General features: G+C 49.3%; 13 protein-coding genes and 1 tRNA gene. 9 read left to right on the plus strand and 5 right to left on the minus strand.

Annotation, left to right across the window (positions count from 1 at the left end):
* Positions 1–227 precede the first annotated feature (227 nt).
* Complete coding sequence (locus VFT64_05735; protein ID HEU5047331.1) at positions 228–908, plus strand: phosphoribosyltransferase; 681 nt, start codon at positions 228–230, stop codon at positions 906–908.
* Positions 905–2,251 (plus strand): erythromycin esterase family protein, encoded by a 1,347-nt coding sequence (locus VFT64_05740; GenBank protein ID HEU5047332.1) that lies wholly within the window; start codon positions 905–907, stop codon positions 2,249–2,251. The genes VFT64_05735 and VFT64_05740 overlap by 4 nt, the downstream gene beginning before the upstream one ends.
* A 114-nt stretch (positions 2,252–2,365) precedes the next feature.
* On the opposite strand, the gene VFT64_05745 is transcribed toward VFT64_05740, so the two are convergent.
* Entirely contained in the window at positions 2,366–3,268 is a 903-nt protein-coding gene (locus tag VFT64_05745) for a manganese catalase family protein (protein HEU5047333.1), read from the minus strand.
* A gap of 288 nt (positions 3,269–3,556) precedes the next feature.
* Here VFT64_05745 and VFT64_05750 point away from each other — a divergent pair, with 288 nt between their 5' ends.
* The 3 genes from VFT64_05750 to VFT64_05760 all read left to right on the plus strand — a co-directional run bounded on the left by VFT64_05750 (position 3,557) and on the right by VFT64_05760 (position 5,391).
* Complete coding sequence (locus VFT64_05750; protein ID HEU5047334.1) at positions 3,557–4,879, plus strand: Nramp family divalent metal transporter; 1,323 nt, start codon at positions 3,557–3,559, stop codon at positions 4,877–4,879.
* A 124-nt stretch (positions 4,880–5,003) separates the two neighbouring features.
* On the plus strand, positions 5,004–5,174 hold the full coding sequence (locus tag VFT64_05755; GenBank protein ID HEU5047335.1) for a hypothetical protein: 171 nt from the start codon (positions 5,004–5,006) through the stop codon (positions 5,172–5,174).
* Between the two features lie 61 nt (positions 5,175–5,235).
* Complete coding sequence (locus tag VFT64_05760; GenBank protein ID HEU5047336.1) at positions 5,236–5,391, plus strand: hypothetical protein; 156 nt, start codon at positions 5,236–5,238, stop codon at positions 5,389–5,391.
* A gap of 258 nt (positions 5,392–5,649) precedes the next feature.
* Here VFT64_05760 and VFT64_05765 read toward each other — a convergent pair whose 3' ends face one another.
* Positions 5,650–6,675, minus strand: a complete 1,026-nt coding sequence (locus tag VFT64_05765; protein ID HEU5047337.1) for an SDR family oxidoreductase — start codon at positions 6,673–6,675, stop codon at positions 5,650–5,652.
* 326 nt (positions 6,676–7,001) lie between these two features.
* Between VFT64_05765 and VFT64_05770 the strand changes: the two genes are divergently transcribed.
* Both VFT64_05770 and VFT64_05775 read left to right on the plus strand, forming a co-directional pair.
* The gene (locus VFT64_05770) at positions 7,002–7,901 is read left to right on the plus strand and encodes a hypothetical protein (GenBank protein HEU5047338.1); all 900 of its coding nucleotides are present in this window, start codon (positions 7,002–7,004) and stop codon (positions 7,899–7,901) included.
* 36 nt (positions 7,902–7,937) lie between these two features.
* On the plus strand, positions 7,938–9,077 hold the full coding sequence (locus VFT64_05775) for a DUF763 domain-containing protein (protein HEU5047339.1): 1,140 nt from the start codon (positions 7,938–7,940) through the stop codon (positions 9,075–9,077).
* Between the two features lies 1 nt (position 9,078).
* Here VFT64_05775 and VFT64_05780 read toward each other — a convergent pair whose 3' ends face one another.
* Together VFT64_05780 and rnr are read right to left on the minus strand one after the other, a co-directional pair.
* Positions 9,079–10,086: a hypothetical protein gene (locus VFT64_05780; GenBank protein ID HEU5047340.1), complete on the minus strand. Its 1,008-nt coding sequence runs from the start codon at positions 10,084–10,086 to the stop codon at positions 9,079–9,081.
* A gap of 70 nt (positions 10,087–10,156) precedes the next feature.
* On the minus strand, positions 10,157–12,244 hold the full coding sequence (rnr, locus tag VFT64_05785; GenBank protein HEU5047341.1) for a ribonuclease R: 2,088 nt from the start codon (positions 12,242–12,244) through the stop codon (positions 10,157–10,159).
* A 194-nt stretch (positions 12,245–12,438) separates the two neighbouring features.
* Here rnr and VFT64_05790 point away from each other — a divergent pair.
* Positions 12,439–12,514: transfer RNA gene (locus tag VFT64_05790), tRNA-Met, on the plus strand.
* Between the two features lie 548 nt (positions 12,515–13,062).
* Here the strand turns inward: VFT64_05790 and VFT64_05795 are convergent.
* Complete coding sequence (locus VFT64_05795; protein ID HEU5047342.1) at positions 13,063–13,839, minus strand: hypothetical protein; 777 nt, start codon at positions 13,837–13,839, stop codon at positions 13,063–13,065.
* 587 nt (positions 13,840–14,426) lie between these two features.
* Between VFT64_05795 and VFT64_05800 the strand changes: the two genes are divergently transcribed.
* Positions 14,427–14,933: a hypothetical protein gene (locus VFT64_05800; GenBank protein ID HEU5047343.1), complete on the plus strand. Its 507-nt coding sequence runs from the start codon at positions 14,427–14,429 to the stop codon at positions 14,931–14,933.
* Positions 14,934–14,945: the final 12 nt, after the last annotated feature.

Genomic DNA, 14,945 nt, shown 5'->3' on the forward strand with positions numbered 1-14,945 from the left:
TTTTGTCCCACAATTGTACAGATAACAATCTGTCTTTTCAATAAGAATCAGAATTATTCTTAAGATTTTATAATTTTTTAATTCATTCCCGGCAAAGCTGACTCGTTATTTTATCGAATATTTTAAATAATAGAATCAGGATCGAATCTCAGGCGTAAGAACAGATAAATCATAAGAAATCTGGATGCAGACAGTTTTCTAACGCCTTTTTTAAAAGTGGAGTTATAATGCATCAACAATTTATGAAAAACATGCGGATACATGACCGCAGGCAGGCAGGTCTGGAACTTGCTAACCGTCTGGCCGCGCATGCCTATGAATCTGAGACGCTGGTGTTAGCACTACCGCGTGGCGGTGTGCCGGTCGCCTTTGAGATTGCCAGAAAATTGCACCTTCCGATGGACGTATTCCTGGTTCGAAAACTCGGCTTGCCGGGCCACGAAGAACTTGCCATCGGCGCTATTGCGGACGGAGGAATGCGCGTATTAAACGAGGATGTACTTTCTTATCTACCGGTGGATAAAGTCGTTATTGATTATATCGCGGCCAAGGAAGAACAGGAGCTCGAACGTCGCCGCCGGACATACCGCGACGATAAGCCATTTCCTGCCGTGACAGGTAAACAGATTATTCTGGTGGATGACGGACTCGCCACCGGTTCCACCATGCGTGCTGCCCTAAAAGCATTAAAGAGGATGAAACCCGGACGCATTATCGTAGCTGTTCCCGTAGCGCCTGAAAGTGCGCTTGCCGATTTGCCGGGAGCGGATGAAACAATATGCCTGATGATGCCGGAGCCTTTTTATAGCGTTGGTGTCTGGTATGAGCAGTTCGATCAGACGAGCGATCAGGAGGTTCTGCGCTCGCTGCATGAAGCAGAGCGATTTATACCGTCGGAGGCAGCATGAATGAGGACCGGATAGCCGCCGAACTGGATCGTTATGCAACACGCCTCACCGGCGGCACGGATGACTATGACGAAATTATCAGCATGGCGAAGAACGCACGTTTCGTGCTGATCGGGGAAGAAAGCCACGGAACCCATGAATTTTACAATATACGCGCCGCTATTACGCAGCGCCTCATCACAGAACTTGGATTTACAGCCGTAGCAGTGGAAGCGGACTGGCCCGATGCTTATCGGATTAACCGATATGTGCGCGGCGATACTACTATCGATAACGCAGAGGATGCCTTAAGCGATTTCAAACGTTTTCCGCAATGGATGTGGTGCAATACCGAGGTAAGGAATTTCATCAACTGGCTTTATGATTATAACCATCTGACCAATAGCGATGTGCCGCAGGTAGGTTTTTACGGGCTTGATCTGTATAGCCTGAATAATTCCACCGAAGCGGTAATCCGCTATCTGGAAAAGATTGATCCGGAAGCGGCCAAACGCGCAAAGAACCGGTATGGTTGCTTTGACGCCTATGGCAACGACCCGCAAGTCTACGGTTATGCTACGGCACTTGGCGTCGATGAAAACTGCGAACGTAAAATCATTGAACAACTGCGGGAATTACAGGAAAATACGTTCAAGTATATGCAGCGAGACGGTGCGCTGGCAGGGGAAGAATTTTTCTCCGCCGAACAAAATGCCAGGGTAGTGGCAGATGCGGAGAATTATTACCGTGCACTGTTTAAAGGCAGGCCCAGCAGCTGGAATATTCGCGATACGCATATGGCTGATACGTTGGATAAACTGGCGGAATATCTTACCAAGCGGCATGGAAAACCAGCGAAAATCGTGGTCTGGGCGCATAATTCGCATATAGGCGATGCCAGCGCAACGGATGCCGGTAAGCGCGGTGAAACCAATATCGGGCAATTAACGCGTGAACGCCATGCCGCAGAAACATTGCTGATCGGATTCTCCACTTATAACGGCACAGTTACCGCTTCATCCGATTGGGACGAACCCGAAGAGCATAAGCGCGTGCGCAATGCATTACCGGGCAGTGTGGAAGAATTGTTCCACCGCGTAGAGGTGGATAATTTCCTGCTCGACCTGCGCGCCAATACCGAGGTAAGGAAATTGCTAAGTGAGCCACGGTTGCAGCGCTTTATCGGCGTCATTTACCGCCCGGATACGGAGCGCTGGAGCCATTATTACAACGTAACCCTCCCGCGTGAATTCGACTGTATTATTCATCTCGATCACACTAAAGCGCTTCACCCGCTGACGCCCGGCCATTTATGGAAAAATGTGCCGTACGCAGCGGAGGAGACCTATCCCACAGGGTTGTAAATATGCCGGGAAACAAATAGCCGGCAAACAATCAATACTAATGGCTTCCAAAATACGAACGGGCTTCCTCCGCAGTGATTCGGAAGAAGCCCGTATGCATATGAACACCAGTTCCTATGCGTCCTGTGTTACGCGTTTGGTCTTGCCTGCTCCCGGTCCTGCTCCGAGGTCCGCGCCGGTGGTCGGGTTGCGCGAGGGATCGGAAAGCGTGCGCGCTTTAAGCTGTTCTTCCAGCTTCCGTTCATTTCCGCTGAGTTTTGCGCTGGCAGTTCCATCCCCGCCATCGACCGCCATCTGCTCTTCGGGATCATCGATAAATTCCCACTGATCGCCCTCATTCCATGGACCGCGCATATCGCCTTCACCTTGCGACATGTTGTAATATTTATTGGTAAACTCGGGCATTCCCGGCCTCTTGCCCGGCGGGAAATTAGGCTGCATGGCATAAAGCGCTTTCTCAAAGGATTTTTGATGTGCTATTTCACGCGTCATAAGGAAACCGAGCGCGTCTTTGACTCCCGGATCGTCACAGAGATTCATAAGCCGTTCATAGATAATCTTCGCGCGAGCCTCAGCCGCGATATTGGAGCGGAAATCTGCTGCAGGTTCAGCGCGCGAATCCACATAAGCCGCAGTCCAGGGCACACCTGCGGAGTTAGTAAGCGCTACGCCGCCGCCATAAAGCAGTGCCGTTGTGTGGCTATCCGTGCCTCCGGTAATATCGGCCATGAGCTCTGCGGCTTCCATGCCTTCAGCCATTTTGCCTTTAACGCCTTTGTTCAGCATGACGACCAGACTGCCCACAACTTCCAGATGGCTTAATTCTTCCGTGGCAATATCCAGCAGCATGTCTTTTCGGCCTGCATCGCCCTCTGCCAGTCCCTGGCTGAAATAGCGCATAGCGGCAGCAAGCTCGCCGTCCGGCCCGCCGAATTGTTCGAGAATAAGATTCGCCATGCGCGGATCGGTTCTATCGACTCGTACAGTGTACATAAGACGTTTATTATGCATGAACATAAAATGCTCCTTCGGTAAGTAAGAAATGGTACTGAAAGGCTGCAAGCGGCAGCAGGCTTCTATCGTGAGAAGGCAGCCGGGAAAGCGGCTGTGAAGTCTCTATAAGCACACCATGATAACGATAAAAATTCGATGCGGGCAAAGCTCGCTTCCGGTAAAGTAATTCAGTACGTTTGCGACGATTCTACATAAAAAATTATGCAGTAGTTTCTGTCCATCATCGTTTCTTTATTTCCGCGTTCCTACCTTGTTAAATTGCCAACGGTCATTCGTAAAAAGGCGTAAGACATGCAATCCGATACGATAAGTTCCAACGCTATTTCCGAAAGTCCTGATTTCATTGAAATACGCAGGATTGTACCGGTTCATGCCGGTGCAGGAGTGATTACGCGAATTAAGCGATATGCCGGAGTGGGGTTCCTCATTGCTGTGGGTTATATGGACCCGGGGAACTGGGCAACCGATATCGAAGCAGGCTCACGTTTCGGCTATAACCTCATTGGAGTCGTTTTTCTCTCCGGCCTGATCGCCATGCTGATGCAGACGCTTTGTGTGCGGCTGGGAGTGGCATCGGGCAAGGATCTGGCGCAGTTATGCAGAGAGCGTTTTCCCGCCAAAGTGAATAAGACGCTGTGGGTTTTAGCCCAGACCGCAATCATTGCCTGCGATTTTGCAGAAGTGCTGGGGACGGCTCTGGCCATAAAACTGCTTTTCGGATTGCCTTTGACGGTAGGAATCCTGATTGCCGGATGCGATATATTCATCCTGCTCTATCTGCAGGGAAAAAATATGCTTCGTATCGAGCATATTGTTTTGCTGCTGGTGATGGTCATTAGCGTCGCGTTCGCCGCTGAAATAGTGTTCAGCAAGCCGGACTGGAGCAAAGTCGCGAGTGGGTTTCTGCCTTCTGCTGAAACATGGAAGAGCCCGCAAGCCTGGTATATTGCAATCGGCATATTAGGTGCCACCGTTATGCCGCATAACCTTTATCTGCATTCCTATGCGGTCAGGAGCAGGGAAGTGAAACAGGGACTGACGGCAAAAACAGATACGATCAGACTGCTGATACTGGATACGATTATAACGCTGGGACTGGCATGCTTTGTGAATGCCAGCATTCTGCTCGTCACTGCCAGCGCTTTCCATTTTACAGGCCATAGCGACATCGTAGAAATTCAGGACGCATACCGTATGCTTTCACCTGTACTCGGCGCAGCAATGGCAAGCGGTATATTTGCACTGGCATTGTTTGCGTCCGGGCAGAGCTCGACACTGACAGGCACATTGGCAGGCCAGGTGATTATGCGGGGATTTCTCAATTTGCGGATTCCCGCCTGGAAACAGCGCTTCTATACGCGAATGATGGCGGTGCTTCCGGCGTGGATATGTATTGCGATAATGGGGGAAGGAAGCGTAGGAAAGTTGCTTGTCTTCAGCCAGGTCGTACTGAGCATGCAGCTTCCTTTTGCGATTATCCCGTTGCTGCTGTTCAATACGGATCGCAGCATCGTGGGGAACTGGGCGATGTCAGGAATGTTGCGCACCGTTAGCTGGTGCACAGGTTTAGGTATCGCAGCCGCCAATCTTTTTCTCATTGCCAGTGTGCTATAGTTTTTACCGCATTTTAATACTTCCAGCCTGAATCTGTATCGGAATTACATCGAACTCCTCTTAACGTCGGGATGGCTGTGAATGCAGCCAATGTATTTTCTCATTATTCAAAAAGGAGGAAGTTATGTCTAACAATCAGTCTCAGGGTGGCAATCGCCAGGGCAGCAATCTTTCAGGCGCTGCAGAAAAGATGCGCAGCGGCAATCCGCGGGAACGCAGCGAAGGCGCACAGGAAATGGGCCAGAAGGGCGGCCAGAGCCACAAGAATAACAACAATTCTTCCGGCAACCGCTAAGTAGCGCATGGGGCAGCTCAATCAGCTGCCCCAAACACATAAAGGGCTAAGGAGAACGATCATGGCCAATGAAGATGAAAATGCAAAGAATCGCCATTGGAAAACACCGATGGACATGCATCACGTAGAGCCAAAAGATTACAGCAAGGCAATCGACAGTGCCAATGGTTCTGCAAGCCGCGATGCAAAGCACTGGTCTAAGAATGAACTCCCGTAAGCACACCAAGCGGCAGGCGCATAAGATCCATATCCATATCCATAAACGATTCTTCCGTCTTGCCCCTGAGAGGAAGCAGTGAGTTAGCCTGCAGCATAGAGAGACATGCCACAAGCGCTACCAAATGGTAGTACGGAATCCTGCCGCATGACCACCGGATTCACGGTTGAACCCTAATATGACCCCGCCACCATTGTCAGAAGAAGCCGCAGTGCGATATCCTGCCAGGTAATATACGGTGACATAGTATTTCCGTTATTAAGGCTGTCCTTTGCCTCCGGAAGAGCCGTAAATCTGGCCGGTGGCATAACTTGCATCCGCCGCGGCAAGCTGGACGTAAATGGAAGCAAGCTCGGCAGGCTGGCCGGGACGCTTCATCGGCGTATCGCCTCCGAAATGCTTAACCTTGCCTTGCGTAGCGCCGCCGCTTATCTGCAAGGGAGTCCAGATCGGTCCCGGCGCAACACCATTGACGCGAATGCCTTTGGAAGCGAATTGCTTGGCCAGCGATTTGACATAGTTCATCGTGGCGGCTTTGGTCTGCGCGTAATCATAGAGATCGGCAGACGGATCATAAGCCTGTTCCGATGCCGTGGCGATAATGGCGGAGCCGGGCTGCAGATGGGGAAGGGCGGCCTTGATAATCCAGAACGGGGCGTAAATATTGGTTTTCATCGTCCAGTCGAACTGCTCGGTCGTGATATCGAGAATGGATTCATTGCTTTGCTGGCGGCCTGCGTTGCATACGAGGATGTCGAGCCCGCCAAGACCTTTGATAGCATCCTCCACAAGCTTCTTGCAGAAAGCTTCATCACGCAGATCTCCGGGAATAGCGACCCCTATGCGGCCTTCATCCTTAATCAGCTTGATGACCTCTTGCGCATCCGGCTCTTCCGTCGGGTAGTAATTAATGGCGACATCCGCGCCTTCACGTGCATAGGCGATGGCAGCCGCGCGGCCCATGCCGGAATCGCCTCCGGTAATAAGGGCTTTTCTGCCTTTCAGACGCCCCGAACCGCGATAGCTTTTTTCGCCGTGATCCGGGCGTGGGTTCATCTTGCCGGCCAGACCTGGCCAGGGCTGCGACTGCTCCTCAAAAGGAGGTTTGGGATATTTATCAGTAGGGTCCTGAAGTGCGGGGGTGTTGGAATCTGCCATGGAACCTCCTTGGGTAAGATGCTGAGCGAGTGCGGGCGTGGCCGCAACAGCAGCCGTTGCAATTCCTGCTCCTGTTCCTGCAATAAATTGCCTGCGCGTGTAATGATTATCGTCATTGCTGCCCATACGCCGCTCCTGAATGTTAATATGAAAGGAAAGAAGCAGCATTGCAGGAATAAAATTAAAAATCCGTCTTTTTGCCCGCAGCTCCGATAAAACTGCAGTAAAACGCTCTTCTTGTAGAGTTGCAAAAAGAGATTTTTACCAAAATTATATTATTCACCCACGTTTCCCTATCGTTTGATTATACGCGATGCGCTACCTCATATTATGTCATTAAAACAAGGAGATGCATTATGCGTTCAATTTTGTTGTGGTTACTGGGCGTACCCATTCCGATCATCATTCTGATAGCCCTGATGTATCATTAATTTCTGACAACGGAGCATATCATGCAGAACAGACCTTTACCTACAAAGGATTCTTCAACGTCAATCATCGAGAGTTGTCCCGTATCGGGTCTGTCCTGGGGGGCGATATTAGGAGGTAGTGCGGTTGCAATTGCCGTATCGCTCATGCTTCTTATTTTAGGCTCTGCGCTGGGATTATCCTCGCTGTCGCCCTGGTCCCGCTCCGCTTCCGATGCGGCAAGCTTCACTGTAAAAGCGGCTATATGGCTTATTGTAATGCAGTGGATTGCTTCCGCTTTCGGAGGATACATCACCGGGAGGCTTCGCACGAAATGGACGGGCATGCATACCGATGAAGTATTCTTCAGGGATACGGCTCATGGGTTTATTACCTGGTCTGTGGCTACTTTATTTGCTGCCAGCGTTCTGGGAGCAGCTACTGCCACGGTTGTAAATGGCGGGATGCATGCGGCTGCTTTTCTTTCCTCCGGTATGGAAAACGGTAAGGAAATGAAAGAGGCTGAGCATGGACCGCACAATCCGCTGGGGCCTGTCGATTATTACACGGATAAATTGCTGCGCGGCTCTCCTTCCGTGGCCACACAGCAGCCAATTCCTGCGGCAGAACATGAAACAAGGGTGGAGGTTAGCCGCATTCTTGTCCAGGAGCTGAAGAACGATCATGTTGCCGAGGAAGATAAACAATATCTTTCACAGGTGATTGTGGCAAACACCGGCATAAGCCAGGCGGATGCTAACAAACGTGTGGATGATGTACTGGCAGAGATGGATACGCTCAAAGCCAAGGCAAAAGAGAAAGCAGATGAAGCGCGCAAAGTAAGCATGAAGATTTCGCTGTATATCTTCGCCTCCATGCTGATCGGCGCTTTCATCGCCAGCGCGGCGGGTGCTCTGGGAGGAATGAAAAGGGATGAATATTAAGTTCTGATCCGCTGTCTTTTGCTATATAATACAAATATGCGAAAAACAGCGGAACTACCCTTACATGGCGGCAAAGCGCCTCCGTGGCTCTTTAACCGTATGGTCGAGATGGCCGGAGCCATCAGCACGCTGATCGTGCGTGACCAGGGGCCTCAGGAGTTGCTGCGCCGCCTTTCCGACCCTTTCTGGTTTCAGGCTTTCGGTTGCGTCTTGGGGTTTGACTGGCATTCGAGCGGTGTCACCACCACCGTGTGCGGAGCGCTAAAAGAAGCCACGAAGAAATATGGCGGTGACATGGGGATTGCCGTCTGCGGCGGCAAAGGTGCCACCAGCCGCAAAACCCCCGGAGATATCGAACAGGCTTGTCGTAAGATCGGTGCCGATGCCGCGCCTTTTATCTATGCGAGCAAATTATCCGCCAAAGTGGATAACACCGCCATTCAGGATGGCTATCAGCTATACCATCATGTGTTTTTATTTGTACCGGGTGAAAACAACTGGTGCGTCGTTCAGCAGGGAATGAACGAGCGTAATCGCTATGCGCGGCGTTATCATTGGCTGGCCGAGCAGATGCAGGATTTCGTGATCGAGCCGCATGCTGCAATCGCCTGCGACACGCGCGAAAACTCACTTAACCTCGTCGCACGCGAAGGCATAGCCCATCAGCAGGCCATTCTGCGTCTGGGACGTGAGCATCCAGATCGTATCTTGAAAGAAATTCGGCCACTGCTCACCGATAAGCCCCTCCCGCTGTTCGACCGATTCGAGAGCAACAGCGCCGCTTTCCAGCCGGATTACTATCTGCCGCATCGCCATACACTAACGACAGCCAATATCAGTCCTGATGCGCTTAAGAAAGTGCTGCTCAAAACCTATGAGCGGCAGGCGCCTGAATTTGAGCAATTGCTCGGCGAACCGGGGATAGGCACTCAGGCAATGCGTTCACTGAGCCTGATTGCGGAAGTGGTGTACAATGCACCGGCCAGCCACCGTGACCCGGCGGCCTATAGCTTCGCCCATGGAGGCAAGGACGGTCATCCTTACGAGGTCAATCGCGAACTGTATGACGCTAATCTCGCTAGGCTGCGTGAAACTATCAACCAGGCGAAGATCGGTGTGTTCGATAAGACGAAAGCACTGCAATCGCTTGCGGAATTTACTGAAAGATTGCATTAGCCTAAATCAAATGCTGCGAAGTCAGCTCATCTTTCAAATAAGCATAATAAATCGGTGCGGCGAGTAATCCCGGCAGCCCGAACGCGGCCTCCATGACCAGCATGGCCAGCAGGATCTCCCAGGCATGTGCTTTGATCTGGGTGCCGATAATATGCGCGTTGAAGAAATATTCCAGCTTATGAATACAGATCAGAAAAATGAGCGCGGCAAGGGCATCCGCAGGGGAGACACTGAGCGCAATCAGCAGGATGATGCTGTTAGAAATCAGATTACCGGCGACGGGAAGCAATCCGACAATAAAAGTGATGATCAGGATAGTTTTGGTGAACGGCAGGGAATGGCCGATCAGGGGTAAGATCACGACCAGGAAAATACCGGTCAGCAGCGTATTGATCGCCGATATTTTTGCTTGTGAGAATACCACATTGCGAAATGCGCCTGCCAGGCACGATACTCTGTCCTTCAGAGGTTCACCCAGTACTCCCTCACTACGGGCAGGGGGATGGATCGCAATCAGGCCGCCGATCACCATGCCCAGCACAATATGCACCAGAAATGTGCCGACGCTTTTGCCCCACATGCTGACATAGTCGGCGTTATGGCGCAGCCAGTCGGAAATGGTGGCCTGCCAGTCCCTCAGATCCACAGGGAGGTAATTCTGGATAGTGGCGGGCAGGTAATTGCGTGTGGTGCCAACCGTATCGGCCATGCGCTGCATCAGCATCTCAAAGCTTTCCTGTCCTTTGGACAAGGAAGAGAGCAGGGAAAGAATCCCCGCCAGGAATAGCCCAAGCACCAGTATGCCGATCACGGCCAGCAGCACTTTCTTTGCTGTGGCGGGAATCACGCCGCCGCGTTCCAGCAGGCGCGCACCGGATTCGATGATCAGATACACCAGAAGCCCGCTCAACAACGATGACAGGAGCTTGAGCCCAAGAATCGCAGCTAATGCCATCAGCATCATGCCAAAAGTAAGCAGGGGAATTGCTTTAGGAGAGGAATTTGCCATTGGCCGCACCTTATATGCTTTCAGGAAAGAAGCATAATAATGAATCGGATATGAGCGAATGGCAAAGGTTTTATGCGCCTTTCTTTTTGTACTTTTGACGCCCATGCGATTTCTTATGCGCCTGCGGCTTTCTGGATTTCTTCTTCGAATGTCTATGAGAAGGAGGTGGGAGATTGCCTTCCGGCTTGAAAATAAGGCTTCCGATAGTCACATTCGCTTCCACAACGCAAACGATAATAGTATCGCCCAGACTGAAGCGTTGCCTGCCGTTACGGGATTCAAGGCAGGCCAGATTACGGTTATAGATGAAGAAATCCTGTCCAAGGTTCCGAACGGGGATAAATCCGTTAATACCATTATCCGCAAGGGCCACATACAGTCCGAATTCATTGACAGAAACAATCGTGCCGGAAAAAACATCCCCTATATGGCGCGTCATGTAGCTGACACGGTAACGGTCCATGGCGTCGCGCTCCGCAAGCATTGCGGTGCGTTCCGTTTCAGAAATATGCTGCGCTATGGCAGAGAGCGTATCTTCTGCAGGAGCGGAAGTCTTATCCTTTCGGAGGTAAGCCGTCAGGGAGCGATGCACAATAAGATCGGCATAACGCCGTATGGGTGAGGTGAAATGACAGTATTCTTCCAGTGCAAGCCCATAATGCCCGAGATTCCGCTCGCTGTAATAAGCCTGCATCTGGCTGCGCAGTACCATGCTATGGACAAGATTCCCGTTCGGCCTGTCTTGGGCTTGGTGCAAAATGCGGTTCAATTTCTCAGGCCCAAGCGTGCCTTTGGGAATAGAATAGCCCGAAAGGCTCAGGAACTTGCGCAGTCCCAGCACTTTTTCTTCCGAAGGCTTTTCATGCACGCGGTAAATACCCGGTGCCTTATGGCTGATGAGATAGTTTGCCGCGGCCACATTGGCAGCGATCATGAACGCTTCGATCAGGCGATGGCTCTCCAATTGCAGGCGAGGAGCGATATGGCTGATATTGCCTTCCGCGTCGAACATCACCTTATATTCCGGCAGCTGGATTTCCAGCGTGCCGCGCGCGTCACGCTCTTTTGCAAGCGCCTTATACGCAGCAAAAAGATGGGTGACTAAAGGATTACGATTGGGATCGGCAAGGTCTTTCTCCACTTCTGTGTAAGTAAGGCGCGCCTGCGAACGCATAAACGCACGGACAAACTTATAGCGCCGTGTAACGCCGCCCGCATCAATCCAGAGATGAACGGCTAGGCAGTAGCGATCTTCATTCGGCCTCAGCGAACATAAATCATTGGAAAGATGTTCCGGCAGCATGGGAATCACGCGGTCGGGAAAGTAGACTGAATTGCCGCGCTCGAAGGCCTCTTTGTCCAGTGCGCTTTCCGGCTTAACATAATAAGCAACATCCGCAACCGCGACGATCAAGTGAAACCCGCCCGGATTGGAAGGATCGCTGTCAGGTTCCGCAAACACAGCATCGTCGAAGTCGCGGGCATCTTCTCCGTCAATTGTGACCAAAGGAAAAGCCCGGAGATCTTCACGGCCTGGCTCGAGGTGAGGGCGAGGGGCGAGCTTCGCTTCTTCCATCGCCGCTTTGCTGAAATTCATCGGCAGGCGATGCATATGAGAGGCAATCAGGCTGGCGGCATGCGGATCCTCGGGAGAGCCTAACCGTTTCGTAATACGCGCCTGTTCCATGCCGCGTAGGCGTGGGCCGGGAATAACGAGTCCGCTTACCAGCTCGCCGTTCTGCGCGTCGTTTATTTCCTCGGCGCTGACATTATAAAATTCCTTATTCTTGTGACTGACCGGGTGAATGACGCCGCCACCGCCTTTATGCGAAACGAAAATGCCTACAATATGCTTTTCCGCTTCTTCAGGGAGGATACGGATCACCTGTGCCTCAAACCTGTGAGGATTGATTTTCCGCAGCTTTGCCAGAATGCGATCTCCCACCCCTACGGCCGGGCCTGAGCGGGAATCTTCAACGCTGATATGAGGCGGGCTCTTACGGGGATTCCAGTCCTTGGGAGTGGCGGTAACGTAGCCGTCTTCACTCACTCCTGTCACAATAAGCTCGGCCACATCGGACGAGTGGGCGGAAGAGGTGGTGGTATGGCCACCTTTGCGTTTATGGTGATGGGGAGCGTTTTTCGATTTTCTTTTCATTTATTATGCTCTTATCCCAACATCATAAAACAATACGGCGAAGGATAACAGCAATTTATGCTACCGCCCTGTAAAAAAGAGATAAAATTTAGAATAAGATGAAGCCGTTACTTGCCTTGCAGCCTTTGCTTTCAAACATTTATTGCTTTACAGAAAGATACGATTTGCTAAAACCGCTTCCTTGACCATTTGCTGGGGGGATAGCTCAGCGGTTAGAGCAGGGCGCTCATAACGCCTTGGTCGGGGGTTCAAATCCCTCTCCCCCTACCATGAAATATTGTTTGTTTTCAATAAATTAAGTGAATTTTCGTGTGTGGCGGAAATCGCGCGGTCTCAGATATAAAGTTGATCACAGAGAGCTCGAATCAGAGAGACTTTTACTCCCATTTCCTGAGTTCTCTCTGTTGGCCATTTCGGCGTCCAACTTTGCCGAGTTAGCTAGGATCTAATCTCAATTGCGTTCATAAAGATGTTACTATTTTATAACCTCAGAAGGTGGTGGCCCACTCTTTATACGAGATTCTTAATTATGACTTTCTATGCGCTGCTGAATCTCTTTACGTTCGCTATCGCTGAGCAGTTTGTTGAGTGATAGATAATCCTGCATAGTACGATTCTTACTATCTTTTGCCCGAGGATCTGCACCGGATCAAGCAGAACCTTTATGGTAGATGCCGATGCATTCTCAGCAGCGTACATGAGAGCTGTCCGTCCTGCAATGCCAGGAGCGCCTGAACAATCAAAAGCAATTTTTCTTGATGAGTTGAATCCTTCGGTAGCAAGATTTACATCTGCACGATGGGCTAACAGGACATACATCACTCCCTGTGATTTTTAACACTTAAGCTTTCTAATTTATCACCCTGATTATAAATTATTCTAAGCTCTATAGGATTGCCTCTATTATCTTTTAAGTCATAAATAATATTTTTATCTGGAATACTGCCAGCAGGTGACTTTGAGCCATCTAGCGCAGTAGTTATAAAAGGCTTCCAATCATCACCGTATATTTCTTCTACATCTTTACGTGATAGCCCTAATACATGACATTCATTCATGCGTAGCGAAAGCAAGGTAATTTTTTTACCTTTATGGTCTATAAAGTTATGTTTATCCAACTCTATCCTCAGAGCCGCCTTATTAGTTGGATTATGGAGCGCTGGATGATCTATAGAAACTGGAAAATCCTGTAACCATACTTCTGGCAAATACCCATACTCTTTGCTCTTTTCATTGTAGCTATATGGTTTATAAAACTGCCGTGTTGCAAAAAGCTGCCAAAGTTTCTTATCATTAGTTAATATATCATCCTGTAGCAGGATATTATGCTCCGCTGCATATTTTATGTTACTCAGAAGCTCCTGCGGTGTCGTTGGAGGAGATACTATCGGACAATTTTTCTCAGGAATTTTATTCCCACATACTGACGAAGTTGAATTCAATAAAGCACTGGGCTTAGAAGGGAGCACGTATTCATCTGCACTTATTCCAACAGATGATGTATTAGCTTTTGCATCGGAAAAACTAGTATGCTGATCAGCACATGCTGATAGAACGATTAGAGAAACTAGTATAGAAGTTTTATAATGTGCCATTGTGCCTCCTTGAGGTTATCTCATTCGCCTCACTTTCAGTGGCTTCCCCAGGTCGAGTATAAATCGCTGCCAAAGAACTCATATGATAGTAAGGCTGGCTTTTAATTAGAATGCTCTGAGTGCTTCTGTTGCTTAGCTAGATTGCTGAACGTTACATTCAGGATTGATGGAATTGCTTATGGCGCTCCCATCTTGACCGCAACCTCCCCTGCATCTTAGTACAGAAGAGATGTTTTAATGTTTCACAAGTACACAAATAATATGTGATAACCAATAAAAAACTCAATATGAAATATGAATATCCGATATGGCAACTATCCTAAAGGATAGGTTGGGGTATAGAAAACCACGAGCAGAATTACAATTTATACTGCATTGAATAAGAATCATTTGTTCTCTTAATAACGGCAGATCACAAGGGCGCTAATCACATATAAGGTTTAACGTGAAAAGATAAATATAAGGTCAAGATTTATTTCTTTTCGGTTGATCGTTATTTTTCGAGACAGGTTGAAAAACTGTTCCTATAAATAAATTATAAATTTTCTCGCTGTTAATTTAGTAACTCTTAATAGTCGGAGATCAATATGAGACGTATCCCTCATATAAAAGCGCGCGCAATTACACTTGCAGCGTCATTCATGTTTTGTGCACTGGCAGCTTGTGCAGATCCAATAGCTCATCATGAATTTAGTTTTGGTGATGTAAATAGACAAGAAAACAAAGGAATAGAGATACTTGATTATCGATATGGTAATAATAAGACGATTCCAACCAGCCCTAGCGCTGACCAATTGGCTTCAGGGCATGTTCCACAATTTACATCTGTTGGGACTTTTGATCCCCCAGGAGATTCTCTTTATGTAAAATGGCGAGTTAAATCGACCGGTAAAGTATACCAAGATACAGTTGATCTTAAAAGCCGTTTGCCGTCAAATATGAACAATAAGGAAATCCATTTTCTTATTAAAGATACAAAACTTTATGTTTATTTGATTGCTTCGGAGCCGCATGAAGTTGGGAAAGCATACAAGCGTACATGTGAAAGCCTCTATCCTGAACGTCTTTCGAATTGCGGTAATTACTCGTATTAGTAATAGGAGATA

Source organism: Rickettsiales bacterium, from assembly GCA_035765535.1.
Classification (GTDB): domain Bacteria; phylum Pseudomonadota; class Alphaproteobacteria; order Rickettsiales; family JABCZZ01; genus JABCZZ01.

What these genes read in the sequence shown, in the direction of transcription:
- VFT64_05795 (HEU5047342.1), bottom strand. Translation starts at nt 13,839, where the DNA reads ATGGCACATTATAAAACTTCTATACTAGTTTCTCTAATCGTTCTATCA.
- VFT64_05760 (HEU5047336.1), top strand. Translation starts at nt 5,236, where the DNA reads ATGGCCAATGAAGATGAAAATGCAAAGAATCGCCATTGGAAAACACCG.
- VFT64_05770 (HEU5047338.1), top strand. Translation starts at nt 7,002, where the DNA reads ATGCAGAACAGACCTTTACCTACAAAGGATTCTTCAACGTCAATCATC.
- VFT64_05740 (HEU5047332.1), top strand. Translation starts at nt 905, where the DNA reads ATGAATGAGGACCGGATAGCCGCCGAACTGGATCGTTATGCAACACGC.
- VFT64_05735 (HEU5047331.1), top strand. Translation starts at nt 228, where the DNA reads ATGCATCAACAATTTATGAAAAACATGCGGATACATGACCGCAGGCAG.
- VFT64_05755 (HEU5047335.1), top strand. Translation starts at nt 5,004, where the DNA reads ATGTCTAACAATCAGTCTCAGGGTGGCAATCGCCAGGGCAGCAATCTT.
- VFT64_05750 (HEU5047334.1), top strand. Translation starts at nt 3,557, where the DNA reads ATGCAATCCGATACGATAAGTTCCAACGCTATTTCCGAAAGTCCTGAT.
- VFT64_05745 (HEU5047333.1), bottom strand. Translation starts at nt 3,268, where the DNA reads ATGTTCATGCATAATAAACGTCTTATGTACACTGTACGAGTCGATAGA.
- rnr (HEU5047341.1), bottom strand. Translation starts at nt 12,244, where the DNA reads ATGAAAAGAAAATCGAAAAACGCTCCCCATCACCATAAACGCAAAGGT.
- VFT64_05765 (HEU5047337.1), bottom strand. Translation starts at nt 6,675, where the DNA reads ATGGGCAGCAATGACGATAATCATTACACGCGCAGGCAATTTATTGCA.
- VFT64_05800 (HEU5047343.1), top strand. Translation starts at nt 14,427, where the DNA reads ATGAGACGTATCCCTCATATAAAAGCGCGCGCAATTACACTTGCAGCG.
- VFT64_05775 (HEU5047339.1), top strand. Translation starts at nt 7,938, where the DNA reads ATGCGAAAAACAGCGGAACTACCCTTACATGGCGGCAAAGCGCCTCCG.
- VFT64_05780 (HEU5047340.1), bottom strand. Translation starts at nt 10,086, where the DNA reads ATGGCAAATTCCTCTCCTAAAGCAATTCCCCTGCTTACTTTTGGCATG.